Annotated in this window: 15 protein-coding genes; 10 read left to right on the top strand and 5 right to left on the bottom strand. The window is 54.4% G+C overall.

Annotation, left to right across the window (positions count from 1 at the left end; all coding sequences use genetic code 11):
* The first annotated feature begins 730 nt into the window (after positions 1–730).
* The 5 genes from QZ303_RS09640 (at position 731) to QZ303_RS09620 (ending at position 6,373) form a co-directional block, all read left to right on the top strand.
* Positions 731–3,598, top strand: coding sequence for a putative LPS assembly protein LptD (locus QZ303_RS09640; protein ID WP_295732187.1), 2,868 nt, complete (start codon positions 731–733; stop codon positions 3,596–3,598).
* 114 nt (positions 3,599–3,712) lie between these two features.
* Positions 3,713–4,768: an NAD(P)-dependent oxidoreductase gene (locus QZ303_RS09635; RefSeq protein ID WP_295732185.1), complete on the top strand. Its 1,056-nt coding sequence runs from the start codon at positions 3,713–3,715 to the stop codon at positions 4,766–4,768.
* Entirely contained in the window at positions 4,765–5,055 is a 291-nt protein-coding gene (locus QZ303_RS09630; RefSeq protein WP_295732183.1) for a hypothetical protein, read from the top strand. Before QZ303_RS09635 ends, QZ303_RS09630 begins: the two co-directional genes overlap by 4 nt.
* A gap of 12 nt (positions 5,056–5,067) precedes the next feature.
* Positions 5,068–5,952: a deoxyribose-phosphate aldolase gene (deoC, locus tag QZ303_RS09625; RefSeq protein ID WP_295732181.1), complete on the top strand. Its 885-nt coding sequence runs from the start codon at positions 5,068–5,070 to the stop codon at positions 5,950–5,952.
* Positions 5,953–5,968: 16 nt separating this feature from the next.
* Positions 5,969–6,373: a DUF2752 domain-containing protein gene (locus tag QZ303_RS09620; RefSeq protein ID WP_295732179.1), complete on the top strand. Its 405-nt coding sequence runs from the start codon at positions 5,969–5,971 to the stop codon at positions 6,371–6,373.
* A 9-nt stretch (positions 6,374–6,382) separates the two neighbouring features.
* On the opposite strand, the gene QZ303_RS09615 is transcribed toward QZ303_RS09620, so the two are convergent.
* From QZ303_RS09615 to QZ303_RS09595, 5 genes are all read right to left on the bottom strand, one after another.
* Positions 6,383–7,519, bottom strand: a complete 1,137-nt coding sequence (locus QZ303_RS09615; RefSeq protein WP_295732177.1) for a glycosyltransferase family 1 protein — start codon at positions 7,517–7,519, stop codon at positions 6,383–6,385.
* 36 nt (positions 7,520–7,555) lie between these two features.
* Entirely contained in the window at positions 7,556–8,092 is a 537-nt protein-coding gene (locus QZ303_RS09610) for an RNA methyltransferase (protein WP_295732176.1), read from the bottom strand.
* Positions 8,089–9,054: a hypothetical protein gene (locus QZ303_RS09605; RefSeq protein ID WP_295732175.1), complete on the bottom strand. Its 966-nt coding sequence runs from the start codon at positions 9,052–9,054 to the stop codon at positions 8,089–8,091. The genes QZ303_RS09610 and QZ303_RS09605 overlap by 4 nt, the downstream gene beginning before the upstream one ends.
* A 149-nt stretch (positions 9,055–9,203) precedes the next feature.
* On the bottom strand, positions 9,204–10,808 hold the full coding sequence (locus tag QZ303_RS09600) for a YifB family Mg chelatase-like AAA ATPase (protein WP_295732174.1): 1,605 nt from the start codon (positions 10,806–10,808) through the stop codon (positions 9,204–9,206).
* A gap of 2 nt (positions 10,809–10,810) precedes the next feature.
* Entirely contained in the window at positions 10,811–11,845 is a 1,035-nt protein-coding gene (locus QZ303_RS09595; RefSeq protein WP_295732173.1) for a DUF4369 domain-containing protein, read from the bottom strand.
* Between the two features lie 213 nt (positions 11,846–12,058).
* On the opposite strand from QZ303_RS09595, the gene QZ303_RS09590 reads away from it, so the two are divergent.
* The 5 genes from QZ303_RS09590 to QZ303_RS09570 all read left to right on the top strand — a co-directional run bounded on the left by QZ303_RS09590 (position 12,059) and on the right by QZ303_RS09570 (position 17,036).
* Positions 12,059–12,913 carry a phospholipase A gene (locus QZ303_RS09590; protein ID WP_295732172.1) on the top strand — a complete coding sequence of 285 codons (855 nt, stop codon included), beginning with the start codon at positions 12,059–12,061 and terminating at the stop codon, positions 12,911–12,913.
* Between the two features lie 162 nt (positions 12,914–13,075).
* On the top strand, positions 13,076–14,164 hold the full coding sequence (locus QZ303_RS09585) for a lysylphosphatidylglycerol synthase transmembrane domain-containing protein (RefSeq protein ID WP_295732171.1): 1,089 nt from the start codon (positions 13,076–13,078) through the stop codon (positions 14,162–14,164).
* Between the two features lie 5 nt (positions 14,165–14,169).
* Complete coding sequence (locus tag QZ303_RS09580) at positions 14,170–14,880, top strand: hypothetical protein (protein WP_295732170.1); 711 nt, start codon at positions 14,170–14,172, stop codon at positions 14,878–14,880.
* A 106-nt stretch (positions 14,881–14,986) separates the two neighbouring features.
* A complete protein-coding gene (locus QZ303_RS09575) occupies positions 14,987–15,892 on the top strand; it encodes a helix-turn-helix domain-containing protein (protein ID WP_295732168.1) in 906 nt (301 codons plus the stop codon).
* Positions 15,893–16,001: 109 nt separating this feature from the next.
* On the top strand, positions 16,002–17,036 hold the full coding sequence (locus QZ303_RS09570) for a hypothetical protein (RefSeq protein WP_295732165.1): 1,035 nt from the start codon (positions 16,002–16,004) through the stop codon (positions 17,034–17,036).
* Positions 17,037–17,215: the final 179 nt, after the last annotated feature.

The raw sequence follows: 17,215 nt of genomic DNA, 5'->3' as shown, positions 1-17,215 counted from the left end.
GCCTTTCAAGATGTTGGACTCTCTGATTTATGGTTTAGCGGACAGTAATAATTCCAGAACAGCATTATCAAAATAATCAAGTACTCAATGAGCAATTTTTTCAGGAGAATCTGCCTGGCTTGGCTCCTACAAAGGATGTCAATCGAGGAGATAAAATTTAATCGGCAATATAATCTAAAATTTGAATATTCACATATAGCCGATTGTATCACCTGCCTATTGATACCTTTTTGCTTTATGGGGATCTTCACCTATGCAAGGTTAATAAGACCGATTCCAAGCATTAAAGGCATTCTTATTTTTATACTCTCCCTGGTTATTTTTAGATTTATCGCATCTTTAGCCGTTAGAAATCTGCGTTCTAAAAAATTCGCAGAGACGCTGCTTACATGTTTTTCGAAAATGTCGATGGAACAGAAACGACAATATTGTACCGCAAAAAGGAATCTATTGATACCACTGTCAATACTACTTATCCCATGGACGATAGCGTGTGTGTACATATACATTCTGAATGAATTTTTCCCGAAAGGATGGTTGCTTGAATACGTCGCGTTGTGACAACGCCCGGATCAAGTCAACCAATTTCAGGAACGGACACAGAAGATTTCGCGGATTTCGGAATATCTGTTAAAGATTTTCATAAATGGGAGGGTTATCGTAACTTTGCGGTGCATAGCGCGTCTGCCGCAGAGAGGGAGGCGCACGGCAACCCGACACAGACATAGAATTGGCACGCTCACATATTTACATCGGCCTATCAGTGATTGCCTGCGCCCTGAGCGCGGTAGCCGCGTCGCGTCCGCAGCGCGCAGCCATGCCTGTGCCCGACGCGCCGCTCCCGGTTCCGGCCATTCCCGACAGCGCCCTGCTCGACTCGGCATCTTTGGCGCGGATATTGTCGGCACCGACCCCCGACTCGACCGACGCCGACGGCCTGCTCCGGCGAACACTCGTAGGCGATGTGGATTCCGACTCGCTTGCCGCCGTGATGGTGCCGCTCGATACCGCACCCAAGCGGTCGCTCATACGGCGAGAGAAAGTTGACCTCGACAACGTGGTGACATTCTCCGCAAAGGACTCCATGATAATGGAGGGACGCAACACCGCGTTCATGTATGGCGACGCCAAACTCGACTATGGCGACATGAAGCTCGAAGCCGAGAAAGTGTCGATGAACATGGCCAACAGCAACGTCTACGCCGTAGGACTCCCCGACTCCACCGGCGAGCTTATAGGCACGCCGATATTCACCGACAAGAGCGGAGAATACGAGTCGGAGTCGATGAGCTACAACTTCAAGAGCCAGCGCGGATTCATCACCAACGTGGTGACGGAGCAGGGCGAAGGCTACCTTACCGGAGGACGCACAAAGAAGATGGAGAACGGCGAGTACTACCTGCAGAACGGCCGCTACTCTACCTGCAACGACCACGAACATCCCCACTTCTATTTCCAGCTCACAAAAGCCAAGGTGAAGCCCAAGAGCAACATCGTCACCGGCCCGGCCTACATGGTCCTCGCCGGAGTGCCACTGCCGCTGGCCGTGCCTTTCGGTTATTTCCCATTCTCGGAGAAATACTCCTCGGGAATCATCTTCCCGACATTCGGCGATGACTACAACCGTGGATTTTATCTCAGCAACGGAGGCTACTACTTCGCCATCAATGACAACATCGACCTCGCCCTCACCGGAGAAATCTACACCAAAGGCTCATGGGGACTGACCGCCCAGTCGAGCTATGTGAAGCGCTACAAATACAACGGCTCTTTCAACGTGTCGTACCTCACGACCATCTACGGCGAGAAAGGCAACCCCGACTACTCAAAGCAGACCAACTTCCAGGTGCTTTGGAACCATTCGCAGGACTCCAAGGCCAACCCCAACATGTCGCTTTCGGCATCGGTCAATTTCACTTCGTCGGGCTACTCACGCAACGACCTCAACAGCTATTATTCGCCGTCATTCACCGAGAACACCAAAAGCTCCACGGTCAACATGACCTACCGCTTCCCCAACTCGAAGTGGTCGCTGTCTACCACCGCCAACATAGCGCAGCGCACGTCCGACTCCACGCTCACCGTCTCGTTCCCCAACCTTACGGCGTCGATGTCGCAGATCTACCCGTTCAAGCGCAAGCGTGCGGTGGGCAAGGAACGATGGTATGAGAAAATCAAGATAAGCTACAGCGGCCAGTTCCAAAACTCGCTCACGGCCAAGCAGGACGTGTTCTTCCAGAAGAGCCTGATAAAAGACTGGCGCAACGGCGCACGCCACTCCGTGCCGGTGTCGGCCACATTCAGCGTGTTCAAATATCTCAACCTCACGCCCTCGTTGCAGCTCAACGACCGCATGTACACAAGCAAGGTGCGCCGCCAGTGGGATCCCAATGCCTCCGCCGAGGTCTGCGACACAACCTACGGATTCTACAACGTGTGGGACTTCAACGCCTCGCTGTCGCTCGACACCAAAATCTACGGATTCTTCCAGCCGATGAAATTCCTGGGCGACAAGGTGAAGATGATACGCCACGTGCTCACACCGACCATAAGCATCTCCGGAAACCCCGACTTCGGCTCGCCGTTTTTCGGATACTACGGTAAATACCGCTACATGAACTCGCAGGGGGAGATGATGGAACGCCAGTACTCGATGTTCCCCAACGCCGTGTTCGGCGTGCCGGGCACGGGCAAGTCCGGCTCGATATCGGTGTCACTCGCCAACAACCTTGAGATGAAGGTGAAAAGCGACGCGGACTCCACCGGAGAGAAGAAAATATCCCTCATCGAGAACTTTACAGTGTCACAGAGCTACAATTTCGCCGCCGACTCGATGAACTGGAGCAACATCAACACCTCGCTGATGTTGCGCCTGGTAAAGAACTTCAACCTCAACCTCAACGCCACGTGGGATGTCTATACCTATCAGCTCTCCCCCACGGGCGCTCCCGTGCGCGTCAACGTGCCGCGCTGGAAAGCAGGCAAGGGAATAGGCCGACTCTCATCGACCGGCACGTCGTTCTCCTACACGTTCAACAACAACACTTTCAAGCGCGGAAAAGACAAGGACAAGGATAAGGACAAGAAACGCCGTGGCAGAAACGGCTATGACGACGAGGAGGATGACGACTACGACGACGAGGAGGGGGACAATTTCTCAGGACGCAACGACCGCAGGCGCGGACGCGGCAACGATGATGACGAGATAGAGATGGGCGCCGACGGCTACATGGACTGGAGCGTGCCCTGGAATCTAACGTTCAACTACTCGGTCAACTACGGCTACGGTGCCTTCAACAAACAGAAGATGGAGTATGACGGACGCATCACCCAGAACCTGTCGTTCTCGGGCAATATCCAGCCGACAAAAAACTGGAACTTCGGATTTTCGGCGTCATACAACTTCGACACCCACAAAATCGCCTACATGAACTGCAACATCTCGCGCGACCTCCACTGCTTCACCATGACAGCGAGCTTCGTGCCGGTAGGCCCGTACAAGAGCTACAATTTCCACATTTCCGTCAAGTCATCGATGCTATCCGACCTGAAGTACGACAAACGCTCGTCATTCTCCAACGGAATCAGATGGTATTGATCCAGGGTACTCCATGACGCCCGCAAGAGACCAAAGAAAGCCATTTTAACCCCGGCAAAGACCGATGTCTCGTTTTTTTGTTATACCTTTGAAAAAACAACGACAAACGTCAGTATGAAACGTGTGCTTATCATAGGCGCAGGTGGCTTCATAGGCGGATTCATAGCCCGGGAGAGCCTGCGAAGAGGCTACGACACATGGTGTGGCGTGCGCCCCTCTACATCGCGCCGGTTCCTCACCGACCCGAAGCTGCACTTCGTGGAGCTTGACTACGATACCCCGTCGGCCATGGCCCGGCAGTTGCGCGAGGCGCTTCCCGAAGGAGAGCGGTGGGACTGGATAGTCTACAACCTCGGGGCAACGAAAGTGATGGTCTACTCCGACTTCAACCGCATCAACTACCAATATCTTAAGAATACGCTCGATGCCCTGCGCTCTGCCGACATGATGCCCGCGCGCTTCCTCTACATGAGCAGCCTCAGCGCCCTCGGCCCTTGTGACGAACGTACCTACGAGCCGTACCGCGCCGGAATGATCCCATGCCCCGACACACGCTACGGCACATCGAAGATAAAGGCCGAGACTGCCCTGGAAAGCACCCCGGGGCTTAATTGGATAATATTCCGTCCGACGGGTGTCTACGGGCCTCATGAGCAGGACTACCTGATGATGGTTAAGTGCATCGACCGGCATTGGGACTTCGGCGTAGGCTTCCGCAAGCAGCTGCTCACGTTCATCTACGTAGAGGACCTCGCCACAGCCATATTCGAAGCCCTTGAACATGGAAAGACAGGGAAAAAGTACATCATCTCTGAACCGAGGGCCTACACCCAGTCGGAATTCCGCAAGATAGTGGCCCGCGAGCTTGGAGGCAAATGGGTGATACCGGTCAGGCTCCCTCTGTGGATGGCCAAGATAGCATCAGTCGTGGCCGAGAAGTACGGAGTATTCAAAATGCGCCCGTCAACCCTCAACACAGACAAATACAAGATAATGAAGCAGCGAAACTGGAACGCTGACCCGTCGGAGGCAGAAGCCGACTTCGGGTTCGTGGCCGCACACTCCTTGGAGGAAGGAATGCGACTTACAATCGAGGCATACCGCCGCGACATGGAGGAGACACGCGCCGCCAGGAAGGCCTCTAAGGCCGGGAAAGGGGGAGCACGATGACAAGCCAGCGCCACAACGTGCCGGCATGGTTCATCGTCGTCATTGTGGTGATGATGCTCCCGTTGCTGTCCTGGCCCATGATAGTCACCGGAATGCTCGACGGCATGAGCCGCGACGAAGGGCGTTCGGCCCTTGTGCTCATCTTCCCGGTCTACGCGCTCCTTTCGGGCTGGCTCGCCTACCGCAGCTATGCCCGACGCCCCGAAATAAGCTGGACGCTGCTGGGCGTACTGCTGTTGGCCTACGCGGCAGTGGCGTTTCTGACATTCAATAATCCGCAACCATAAATTCAAACATATATGAGCGACAAATATCACCAGCCCGTGGAGGCTTCGACAGTGACCACCGATGACGCTGCCGTCAGTGCCGCAGTCAAAAAGATTCTTGACGAGCATTATCAGGAAAACTGCAATACGGAGATTTACCGCACGATACTCAACTGCATCGACCTCACCACTCTGGCCACCACCGACTCGCCTGCATCCGTGAGCGACTTCGTGGAGCGCGTCAACTCGTTCGACGAGAAACATCCCGACCTGCCTAATGTGGCCGCGATATGTGTATATCCCAACTTCGCGCAGGTTGTGCGCACAGTGCTCGACGTGAGCGACGTGCGTGTGGCGTGTGTGTCGGGAGCGTTCCCCTCCGGGCAGTCGTTCCCCGAGGTAAAGGTGGCCGAGACCGCGATGGCCGTATCTACCGGGGCCGACGAGATTGACATGGTGTTTCCCGTGGGCGACTATCTCGACGGCGACTGGGAGGCAGTCAGCGACGACATCGCCGAAATCAAGGCCGCATGCGGAGAAGCACATCTAAAGGTGATTCTCGAGACCGGAGCGCTCAAGACCGCCGAGCATATACGCAACGCCTCGATACTGTCAATCTACTCCGGTGCCGACTTCATAAAGACCTCTACCGGAAAGGCATATCCCGGTGCATCGCTCGAAGCAGCATACGTGATGGCTCAGTGCATCAAGGAGTACTACGACAAGACCGGCACACAGATAGGATTCAAGGCCGCCGGAGGCGTGGCCACCACAGAAGATGCCGTGAAATATTACACGGTGGTAAAGGAAGTGCTCGGCGAGGAGTGGATGAACAACACCACATTCCGCATCGGCGCGAGCCGCCTGGCCAACAATCTGCTGAGCGCGCTGCTCGGGGAAGAGACAAAACATTTCTGATTGCAAGTCTCGCGCGTTGGAAAACGGTTTCCGTAAAAATCCACGACTGAAAGCCTACGTATTGCCGATAGCGGCCGCCATAATTCTGGCGGTTGCTGTCGGTGCATATTTTATGCTCGATCCATCCACGTCGCCCATCTTCCCCAAATGCCCGTTCAAGGTGCTCACCGGACTGAAATGCCCGGGATGCGGATCGCAGCGCGCCATCCATGCGCTGCTACATGGCGACGTGGCCGCGGCATGGCGCTTCAACGCGCTCATGGTCGTGTCGCTCCCTGTGCTCGCGGTAATGATACCCGTGCAATGCATGCGGCGGAAGCGTCCGCAACTTTACATGAAGGTGTTCTGCTCGGCCACAATATGGGGCACGTTTGTGGCGGTAATGGCATGGTGGATCGGACGCAACGTGTGGGGATGGTAGGCGCGACGCCTACTTTTCTTCAAGCGCTTTGCCATATGTAGCCATAATGGCATCGGCCATGGCACGGTGGTTGAAACGCGCGGTGTACCCGCGACCCTGCCGCACCATCTCGGCGCGCAGCGACGGGTCGTCCATGATGCTCATCGCCGCCTGCGCAAAAGCATCAACGTCGTCGGGGTCGATATAAAACGCTCCCGGTCCTCCCGCCTCTTCAAGGACCGACCCGGTGCAGGCGATGACGGGCGTGCCTGAATTTATCGACTCTATCACAGGGAGGCCGAAACCTTCAAACCGCGATGTATAGCTCGATACTGCGGCCATCGCATACAATGCCGGAATGTGCTCAAACGGAATCCCGGCCAGACGGTGGACACGCTCCGACAGACCATGTTTCTCGGTATAGACGGCGATCTCGTCGGCATATGGGGTTGAACCGCCGACAATATACAACTCCACATCACGCGGCAGCTGCCGGAGGGCCTTTACGGCAAGGAGCTGGTTCTTGCGCGACTCGACCGTACCGACAGTCACTATATATCGCTCGGGCAGCCGGTATTGCCGGCGCACGTGTTCCAACCTCTCCGGCGGGATAGGTGCGCCGAACTGCTCGTGGCATCCCTGGTAGATGACATCGATTTTCTCTGCGGGAGTGCCGTAGAAGTCCATGATGTCGCGCTTGGTGCATTCGCTTATGGCTATCACTCGCGTGGCATCGGCACATGCCCGGCGGAACTTATAGTCGTAGATTTTACAGTCGATCGCCGCGTAATATTCGGGATATCGGCGGAATATCAGGTCGTGGATGGTCACCACCGAGGCGATGCCGCTCTTCTTTATGTTGAACGGCAGCTCGCCCGAAAGGCCGTGGAACAGAGCGCAGCCGTCAGCCTTCGCCTGCGAAGTCACGCCGAAACTGCGCCACAAGTGGCGCGCCATGCGCCCGAAAGCCGTCGAAGGCGTCACAAGTTCGACATTATCGTGTGCAAGTACCGGAGTGAGACGCGGGTTATTACGGCATACCGGCGCATAGAGCCTGTAGTCGTTCATCGGGTAGTAGTTAGCCAGCGAATCGACCACGAGACGCGAATAGTTGCCAAGTCCGGTGTTGTTCTGCACGGCACGTTTGCCGTCATATCCGATTTTCATAGCTTTAACCTTTTAATGATTGGTACTTGCTGCGTGTTACACAGAGAACTGCATCCGGCTGAAGAAGTGCCATAGAGCTATGCCGGCGCTCACCGACACGTTGAGAGAATGCTTGGAGCCGAACTGCGGTATCTCGATGCAGCAGTCAGCGGCATCGACCACTGCCTGATCTACACCTTTCACCTCATGTCCGGCGATTATGGCATATGGTTGGTCCTGCTCCACAGTAAATTCCTGAAGGGGTATGCTCCCCTCCACCTGCTCAAGCACGCATATCCGATAGCCGAGGCTGCGAAGCGTAGCTACGGCGTCGAGTGTGTCGTCGAAATGCTTCCATGCCACCGAATCCTCCGCGCCCAGAGCCGTCTTGTGGATCTCTACCGAAGGGGGAGTGCCCGACATCCCGCAAAGCGCCAGCGAAGCCACGCGAAACGCGTCGCACGTGCGGAATATCGCCCCTATATTGCTGAGACTCCGCACATTGTCGAGCACCATCACAAGCGGCAGCTTCTCTGCCGCCAGACACTCCTCCACACTCATCCTGTGCAACTCCCATATGCTCTTCTTCTTCATACCCGCAAAGTTAATGAAAGAATCTTCATCTCACCGTTGAATGTAGCAATTTTTGCGGCAAGCTCATTCAACTCGAGCGCTTCAGCTCTTGACAGAGCCGACCTACGCAGTCTGTCGGGCCAAGGTGCAAGCAGAAGAAGCCGCCCATCAGCGCACAAATCAAATTCTCTCCCTTGTGGCTTGAATCGCTCTTCAAATCCTTCGTTCCGAAGTATGATGAGACGACAACCGAAGTCCAGTGCACGGTCACGTATCATTTTTTCGGCAGGACTTATGAAGGGTGAGACAAGAACGCCTCCATTTGCCGCAGACGCCATCCATCGGTGTTCGTTGCTCCGGCGAATCTCAACAGTGTCGGAACGATGGACAACAACCTGTTGCCTGTCAAAATCCCTAAGCAAAAATATATTGCCATAGGCCGCAAATTCACGACCCTCAATTACCAGATGGTTATAACGACGGAAAAGATCAGGATTTGCTCGCTTCATGGCTAGACGACGCGGATTATCCATGACATACTTACGACACATATCCAATTGCCCCGGTCGATTGATTATACGGTCATGAAAACCATGCGTAAACAATTTCTCAAGTGTATCTTCAGAATAACAGCTATTGCAGGCTCCTACAAAACCGCTTAATGTCATTCCAAGAGGTCTTTCAAGCTGTCGCTCAACAAATAATATGATATGCACATGATCCGGCATAATCACGAAATCGTAAAGCCTTATCTCCGGGTGAAACAAAGGGATGCTTCTTATCTCATCTTCTATAGCACGCCCTAGCTCCGTTGGTATTGCCAACGTCTTGCCCGATTCATGTGATATGACACTCAGCGCCGGTCTATACTTCTCACATGTAAAAGTAAGCATATAAAGGGAACGACTGCGGTAATCATGCCATTGCGCACGCCGGTTCGTCCGGTGTTTCAATGGCTTGAAGAAAGGAGAGATATTTTGCATGAGATAATAATTGAATAAGATTATTAAAAGCTTCCGCTTTTAAAACTACAGTTAAAAGCTTATATAGAGCCTAATCGATTGACAGATCCCAAAATTAAGTTTTTAAACAGCAGTTCTCAAAACGGGAGTTTTGAGCAGAGACCAGTTCATCAATGAAGGGGCAGCGGGCGGTCGATGGCGGAACCCCAGGTGGAGCGGTCGAGGTTGCGGTAGGAGATGGCCTCGGCCATGTGGCGGACAAGGATGGGGGCGTTGACGGCATCATCCGACGGCATGGGAGGCTCGGAGCCGGCATAGTCGAGGTCGGCGATGGTGCGCGCCACCTTGCGGATGCGGTCATAGGCGCGTGCCGACATGTCGAAGCGCTTCATGGCCGCTTCGAGCACGCGCATGCACTCATCGTCGAGCGTGCAGTATCTTTCCATGAGCCGCGAGGTCATCTGAGCGTTGCAATGCACGCCGGCGACGTTCCTGTAGCGGCGCGTCTGGATGGCGCGCGCCTTGACCACACGCTCCCTTATGGCTGCGCTCGGCTCGCCCGGAGCGCTGTCGGCAAGTTCCTCGAAAGGCACGGGCATGATTTCGACCTGTAGATCTATGCGATCCATCAAAGGGCCGGAAATCCGACCTAGATACTTTGCGACAGCACCGGGAGCGCATGTGCAAGCCTTGGTAGGATGGTTGTAGTAGCCGCAGGGACATGGATTCATCGAGGCAACAAGCATGAACCCCGCAGGGTAGTCGATCGAATAACGCGCACGCGCTATCGTTATGTGGCCATCCTCAAGCGGCTGGCGCATGACTTCAAGCACCTGCCGCGAAAACTCCGGGAACTCGTCGAGGAAAAGCACACCGTTATGAGCCAAAGAAATCTCACCGGGCATCGGGTTGGCACCTCCGCCCACAAGAGCCACCGGCGATATGGTGTGATGCGGCGCACGGAACGGCCGGGTTGTCATGAGCATCGAGCCGCGCTTTAGTTTTCCGGCCACTGAATGTATCTTGGTAGTCTCAAGCGCCTCCTGCAAGGTAAGCGGCGGCAGGATGGATGGCAGCCTTTTGGCCATCATCGACTTCCCGGCGCCGGGCGCCCCGACGAGGAGGATATTGTGGCCGCCGGCACATGCAACCTCAAATGCTCTCTTTACATTCTCCTGTCCCTTGACATCGGAGAAATCGCAATCGAAACCGGCCTGCGCGCGGCCAAACTCCTCCCTGGTGTTGATAACGGTGGGATGCAGGACGCATGAGCCGTCGAAAAAGCCGGTCACCTCGCGCAGGTTTTCCACACCGTACACCTCCAGATTGTTGACAACGGCAGCCTCCGTCACATTGGCTTTCGGCAATATCAGACCCTTGAACCCAAGCTCGCGCGCCTTTATGGCCATCGGGAGAGCGCCGCGGATGGGTAGTACGGAACCGTCGAGCGACATCTCGCCCATTATCATGTAGCGCGCCATATCTTCCCCGCTTATCTGCTCCGAGGCGGCGAGGATGCCCAAAGCGATGGGGAGGTCATAGGCCGCACCCTCCTTGCGGACATCGGCAGGCGACATGTTGACCACCACAGCCCTGTGAGGCCACTTCATGCCGCATTGGGCCAACGCGGTCTGCACGCGTTGGAAACTCTCCTTCACGGCTGTATCAGGCAGTCCGACGAGGCTGAATCCGACCCCCTGGTGGACCGACACCTCGATTGTGACGACAATCGCGTCGATGCCCTGCACCGCCGCCCCATAGGTCTTGACAAGCATGGTTATATGTTTTTAGCGTGTATGCGCCTGCGCAGCGAATCGACAGCCACCGACAGGCTCGACCCGCGATAGACCGCCACCCCCAGACTGTCGCACAGAATCCAATACGGGAGACGCGGTATGTCAAGCCGGGCGAAGTCGGGATTGGCTGGGCCGCCGGGCACCCACACCTGCGCCCATGCCGTAGTGTCGGCGCGCCAGTTGCGCTTCCATATGGAAGTGTCGCGCGCCATCGACACCTCAAGCACCTGTATGCGGCGCTTCGGCAGGCTGTCGACGAGTTTGTGGAGCACGGGCGTCACCGTGTCGCGTCGTTCACCCGGAGCACCGGAAAAATATATCATCGAATAGCTCGCACGGCCAGGATAATAATTCTCGCGCTTGCCACGGGCATTGTAGATATTGAACGACCTAATCTTCTCTTCAAGCGCGGCTGTGTTAAGTCGAGACACCATACGCCGGTATCCTGCTACAAGAGCGTCGGGCCTGGCTTCCGGAGCAATGAGGGCCAGGATGCTGTCGGCACGCGACTCGTCGTCGACGGCATAATACTGCGTGAGCATCAGCGCCGATGACTGCAAGTCCTCCTTATGTCCATCGACATACCCGAGAATCAGGCGGTTGGCGTCGTCATGACTGCCGTCGCGCAACACCTCATGGTTCTCCCGCAGGAACTTCGCCCACTCCTCGCTCGGATTGTTGCCCTTTATCTGTATGTTGTAGGGATTATCTATGTCAAACACACATTTCAGTGTCTGGCCATTGCGCACGAGCATACGAGCCACAAGACGCCCGTCGGATGTGAGCAGATGAGCCAATGTATAATCCTTGGCAGCCCCCTCGACCGAAAACTTGCCGTCGATAGCCTGTAACTCCTCTACATGGACACCGCCGTTGCCCGACTCATACAGCAGTTGCAGCCCCCGAGTGCCAAGGCCGTCCACCACCCCTTCCACCCAGAAGCGGTCATCGTCGCCACATGCCCAAAGCATCATAGCGACAGTCACTGCAAGCAGATTACGAATATAGCGTAACATATTTGGCAAAGATACGAATAAGTCGAGAGCAAAAGCAAATTTTATTTGCTTTTGCTCCATCATCTCAATATCCATTTCAGAGACTATAACCGTATTTATGGAAATAATGGCCAAAAAAACGGCAGTTTGCGAAATCCTCATCGCATTAAAGTTTGTTAACTTTGCAGCGGGCTTCTCATTGCCCATGTATGTCATCACATAACCATGCCTATCGTGACAAGACCCACACTAAATATCATACTATTGCTCATCCTGCTCGCAGCATGCCTGCCGACATCCGTAAAGGCACAGATCATATCCCCGACGAAGGAGGACGTGCTCAATGCCGACAGTGTAAAGCAGGCATTCGAGGATCAGCCTTATTTCGGGATATACAAGGACAATTATTTCATTTTCGGCCCGTCGATAGGTCCGCGTCCCACTCGGACGAACACCAACGTCAAATTTCAGATATCGGTGGCACAGCGACTTACCAAAAGCGTTCTCCCGGGAGGATCGTATCTTTATCTTTTTTACACACAGAAATGTTTCTGGAACGTATTGGAAGAGTCGTTTCCTATGACGGATCTCAATTTCAACCCCGGAATCGGACTGACACGCCCTATATTCGTAAAGAACCGTTTCATTGGAAAGATATCACTGATTCTCGAACATGAAAGCAACGGACGAGACTCCACCGAAAGCCGGTCGTGGAACCGCCTGTCGCTTGCCGCAAACGTACTGATCGACCCAAAAATCATGATCTATGGTAAATTCTGGATACCGTTCATCGACGGACAGAACAACCGAGACCTGCTCGACTACATGGGCATATACCAGTTCGGCCTGAGTTATATCCCGTTCAACCACAGATTTGCCGCCACCATCCTGGTCACCAAACGCAAAGGATGGAACTTCAACTACAACACCGTATTCGAGATGAGCTACAAAATAGGACGGCGCACCAACCAGTATCTGTTCCTGCAATACTACAACGGCTACGGAGAGGGGTTGCTCGACTACAAACAATTCAAATCGCAGCTACGCGTAGGCTTCGTGATACGTCCGCGCTTCTTCAGCGACTACTGACGCCCTACAAGCGCCACAGCCACGTCCACCGATAAAATATACGCCCGCATTACGGTCGTATAAGGTAAATACGCTAACTTTGCAAAGTCTACAGACGGCGCCACGCATTCATAATGCATAGCAAAAACGCATATTTCCATACATCCACCAACCAATCAATATATGCCCACAATACAATCCGACGGACAGACATTCGATTCCTCCAGACCGGAGAAACATAAGATCGCGAGCGGTCTCGTAAAATACGGAATCCCTCTGATAATCACGGTAGGATTGTGTTGGTTGCTGTTCCACAACATCAACTTCTCGGAGATGATGGAAATCATACGCCGCGACTGCAACTTCTGGTGGATAGGACTGGCTCTGCTGATAAGCATATTCTCACACGTGTTCCGCGCTATGCGCTGGCGCATACAGCTGCGCGCGCTCAACATCAACGCCTCTCTTTGGGACACCACCCTGAGCATCTTCGGCACCTATGCGGTCAACCTCGTGTTTCCACGTCTGGGCGAGATATGGCGCACGGGCTATATCGCCCAAAAGGAGAAAGCCCCCTTCACCACAGTGTTCGGCTCGATGGTGGCCGATCGTCTGGCCGACACCGTGACAGTGATGCTCCTCACGCTCGTCACTTTCATTATAGCCCACCGGCAAATCATGCTCTACCTGTCGCAGAACGGCGACGCCTATCGACATATTGCCGACATACTGTCGTCGCCATGGCTGTGGGTATCGATTATCGCCATCTGCGCGGCCATATGGTGGGCGCTGTGGCGATTCCGTTCCAACAAACATGTGAGCCGGCTGCTCGACATGCTCCGTAACTTGTGGGAAGGATTCGCCGTAATACTCAAGATGCCCCACAAAGGGCGCTGGCTGTTGCTCACTTTAGCCGTGTGGGGATGCTATTTCCTACAGCTCTACGTGGCATTCTTCTCATTCCCGCTCACAGCCGACGTGGCACTGCAATGCGGCGTGATCGCAGTGCTTGTGTGCTTCGTGCTTTCAAGCATATCGATGGGCGTGCCCTCCAACGGAGGCATCGGCCCGTGGCAATGGGCGATAATATTCGGGCTAAAGCTCTACAGCGACAATGTGCCCGGGCTTACAGAAGGGTATGCCGGCTCGTTCGCAAACCTCGTGATGGGTATGCAGACACTCCTGCTCATAGCGCTCGGCCTGTTCACATTCGCGGCCATCTCCATAGGACGCCGCAGAAATCCCGTCCCATCATCCACAACCACACGCTGACACACATGGACTTCGACACAAGACCAGACAATTTCACACGCGACGAGGAAGCGGTCATCCGCGACGAAGAGAAAGTGACCGTCGACGGGGTGAATCCCGACGGACGCCCCACCATAACGTTCAAACGCGACGAGAGCAACCCAACAGAAAAACCGTCGCAAAAGCCACCGCGCAAGAGACGCACGCGCGCACGCGCCATGCTTTGGTGGACAATCTGCATCGTGTCAGTAGTCCTCGTGGCGGCATTCTGGATACGTTACCTCAACCCCTATAGCGTAGGGGCGCAAGAACGCGGATATATCATAGGACTTGAATGCCGAGGGTTCATGTTCAAGACATGGGAAGGTGAAATGGTGGTGAAAGACGCACTTAACGACTCCACCAGACCTTATATGCGCGACTTCGACTTCTCGGTAGAGAAAAAACATGTCGCCGAAGAGCTTATGCGCTACAAGAATTCCGGACAAGAAGTGATTGTCACATACAAGCGATACCTCGGCACGATACCGTGGCGAGGAGAGCACAAGTTCATAGTAAGCTCGGTGGCTCCGGCAAGCGACGACACGTCCGCCCAGCTGCACAGGCCGGTAGTGGTCGAGACCGCACCACCCGCCCGGGAAGAAATCTCATCGCCACACCCTGAAGCGACACTATCCGATGCTGAACCAGCGCCGGTCATCATAACGGATTCAGCACATACACCAATACAAAGGTAGCGCGCCACGAGCCATTATTGGTCTAAAAGTCCTAATTTACGCTTCAAAGCTTGCGAAATTCGCAAAATATTCGCAATTTTGACAAATTAGACAAAATCAGGCCATAATGGACAATCAGACCATAGGACCAATAGCGTTGAGTGACATACGTAGATTCGGTCGCGACTTCAGCACATTGGGCCAAGAATACATATTCGTGCGTGTAGAGCCGGGCGACTTCAGTCCGGCGGAAATCACCTCGTCATGGAGATTCGACGGAGTAATAATGGTACTCATGCTCAACGCTTCCGGTCAGGTGACAATCAATCTGGAGAAATACGAAGTGCCCAAGTACAGCATAATGGTAATCGATGAGGGAATGCCGTTGAACCTTCACTACGACACCATAGCAGGCATGGAGGCATACCTCTTATTCCTGTCGAAAGGATTCCTTGAAAGCGTCAATATTGACACGAACGTGGTGGGCAGCCGCCCATATTCTCCCGACAACTCGCCCGTGCTTAAACTGACCGACGATGACACACGCCTGCTCCAGCGCTATCTCGGCCTGCTGCGCGACAACGCCATGGCCACGCAGAAGAACAATTTCAGCGTGAGCATCGCACGCAACCTGATAGCCAACATATTCTACATCCTTCTCGAAATCGACCGACGGCGCACCTGTCCGGATACCGAGCGCAAAGCACCCCACTCACGACGCATAAACTACGTCAGCGACTTCATGAAGCTCGTGCGGCAACACCACAGGGAACATCGTTCAGTCGGATACTATGCGGACAAGCTTTTCATAACCCCGAAATATCTTTCACTTGTCATAAAAGAGACCACCGGACGCAGCGCCGCCCAATGGATCGCACGCCACGTAATCATCGAAGCCAAGAACATGCTGCGCTTCTCAGGGAAAAACATCCAGCAGATAGCCTACGACCTGAATTTCCCCAACCAGTCATCTTTCGGAAAATACTTCAAGAACTGCACAGGCATGTCACCCTCCGAATTCCAACGTTCCTGATCGGATTAACTTTATTTTACATGACTTCATGTAAACTTTCCATACATACAGGCATCTATATATAAAAGGCTCATCCGAGTCTGAATGTATAACACGAAACCATCGAGACATGACACAGCTATTACGCAATATCGCCATCGCCACATTATGCGCCATGCTTTCCGCCGTCCCGTTGGGGATGGACGCACAGTACCGTTCGGAACGCGGCAGCCACCGCACCTCACAGGGTGCCCGGCCGCGTCCGGAGGGAAACCGCCACAACAACGGACATAACAACGGACAAAAGCCACGTCCCGGAGGAAACAACCACGGCAACAGCAATATGCGTCCGACCGGCAACAAGCATCACGGAAACCAGGGAATGCGCCCGTCCGACAATAAACACCACGGAAACCAAGGCGTACGTCCCGGCAACCCTGGAGGCAACAATCGCCCCAACAGACCCGGGCCGGGCATTGGTCCGGAAGGCAATCATCGTCCCTCCGGACCCGCGCGCCCACCTCAGCACGGCAACAACTGGCGTCCGTCTGGAGGACACCACAACGGGCCGGGCATGGGTCCGAACGTCCCGGGCCGTCCCGGCAACATCCACCGTCCCGGCCCTCATCCTTCCATGAGGCCGAACCACGGCCATTGGGGTCCTCCTCCACTGCGCCCATACCGGCCGGTGGCACGCCCATGGCATCGCCCCGTGCCTCCACCCGCATGGCGTCCACGGCCTGCCGCACCTATGCTGTCGACGATTCTCGGCATCACCTTCGGCACCGCGCTCAACCTGTCAATCAACGCTTTGGTCAACAGCGGATATACTATCGACGGATACGCCGACAACACCGTCTACCTACGCGATGTGAATTCATACAACTACCTATGGCCCGATGCCACCCTATATTACGCCAACGGAGGTATGAACCGCTCTGAATTCCTCTACTCCACTCCCTACCCTGACCCGATGCGCTACAACTCGCTATATGCCAACTTCACAGGCATCTACGGCGCACCTGTCAGCTATTCCAACAACGGATCGTCGATAAGCGCCACATGGTTCGCGCCCAACCGTGGATACATAACGCTACAATATGCCCCACAGTATGCCCTCGGAGGACAGCTGCGCTACTTCACAACGCTTACCCTCGGTCTATAATAGAGGAATAATCCACATGCCGGCACGGCTACTCCTGACACTATACACAGACCGCATTGACAGTCATCCGCCGACAGCCAATGCGGTTTTAAACTTTTCCCGCACACGGCTCTTTCATTTAAGACGGCAGGGTGGACATTTGGGGTGATGAAAACCTTGTAATGAGTTGTTTTTCATAT

The sequence above is a fragment of the uncultured Muribaculum sp. genome (assembly GCF_910583865.1).
In the GTDB taxonomy this organism is placed as follows: Bacteria; Bacteroidota; Bacteroidia; order Bacteroidales; family Muribaculaceae; genus Muribaculum.
Note: the sequence above shows the minus strand (reverse complement) of the source record. Positions and strands in the feature narration are given on the sequence as shown.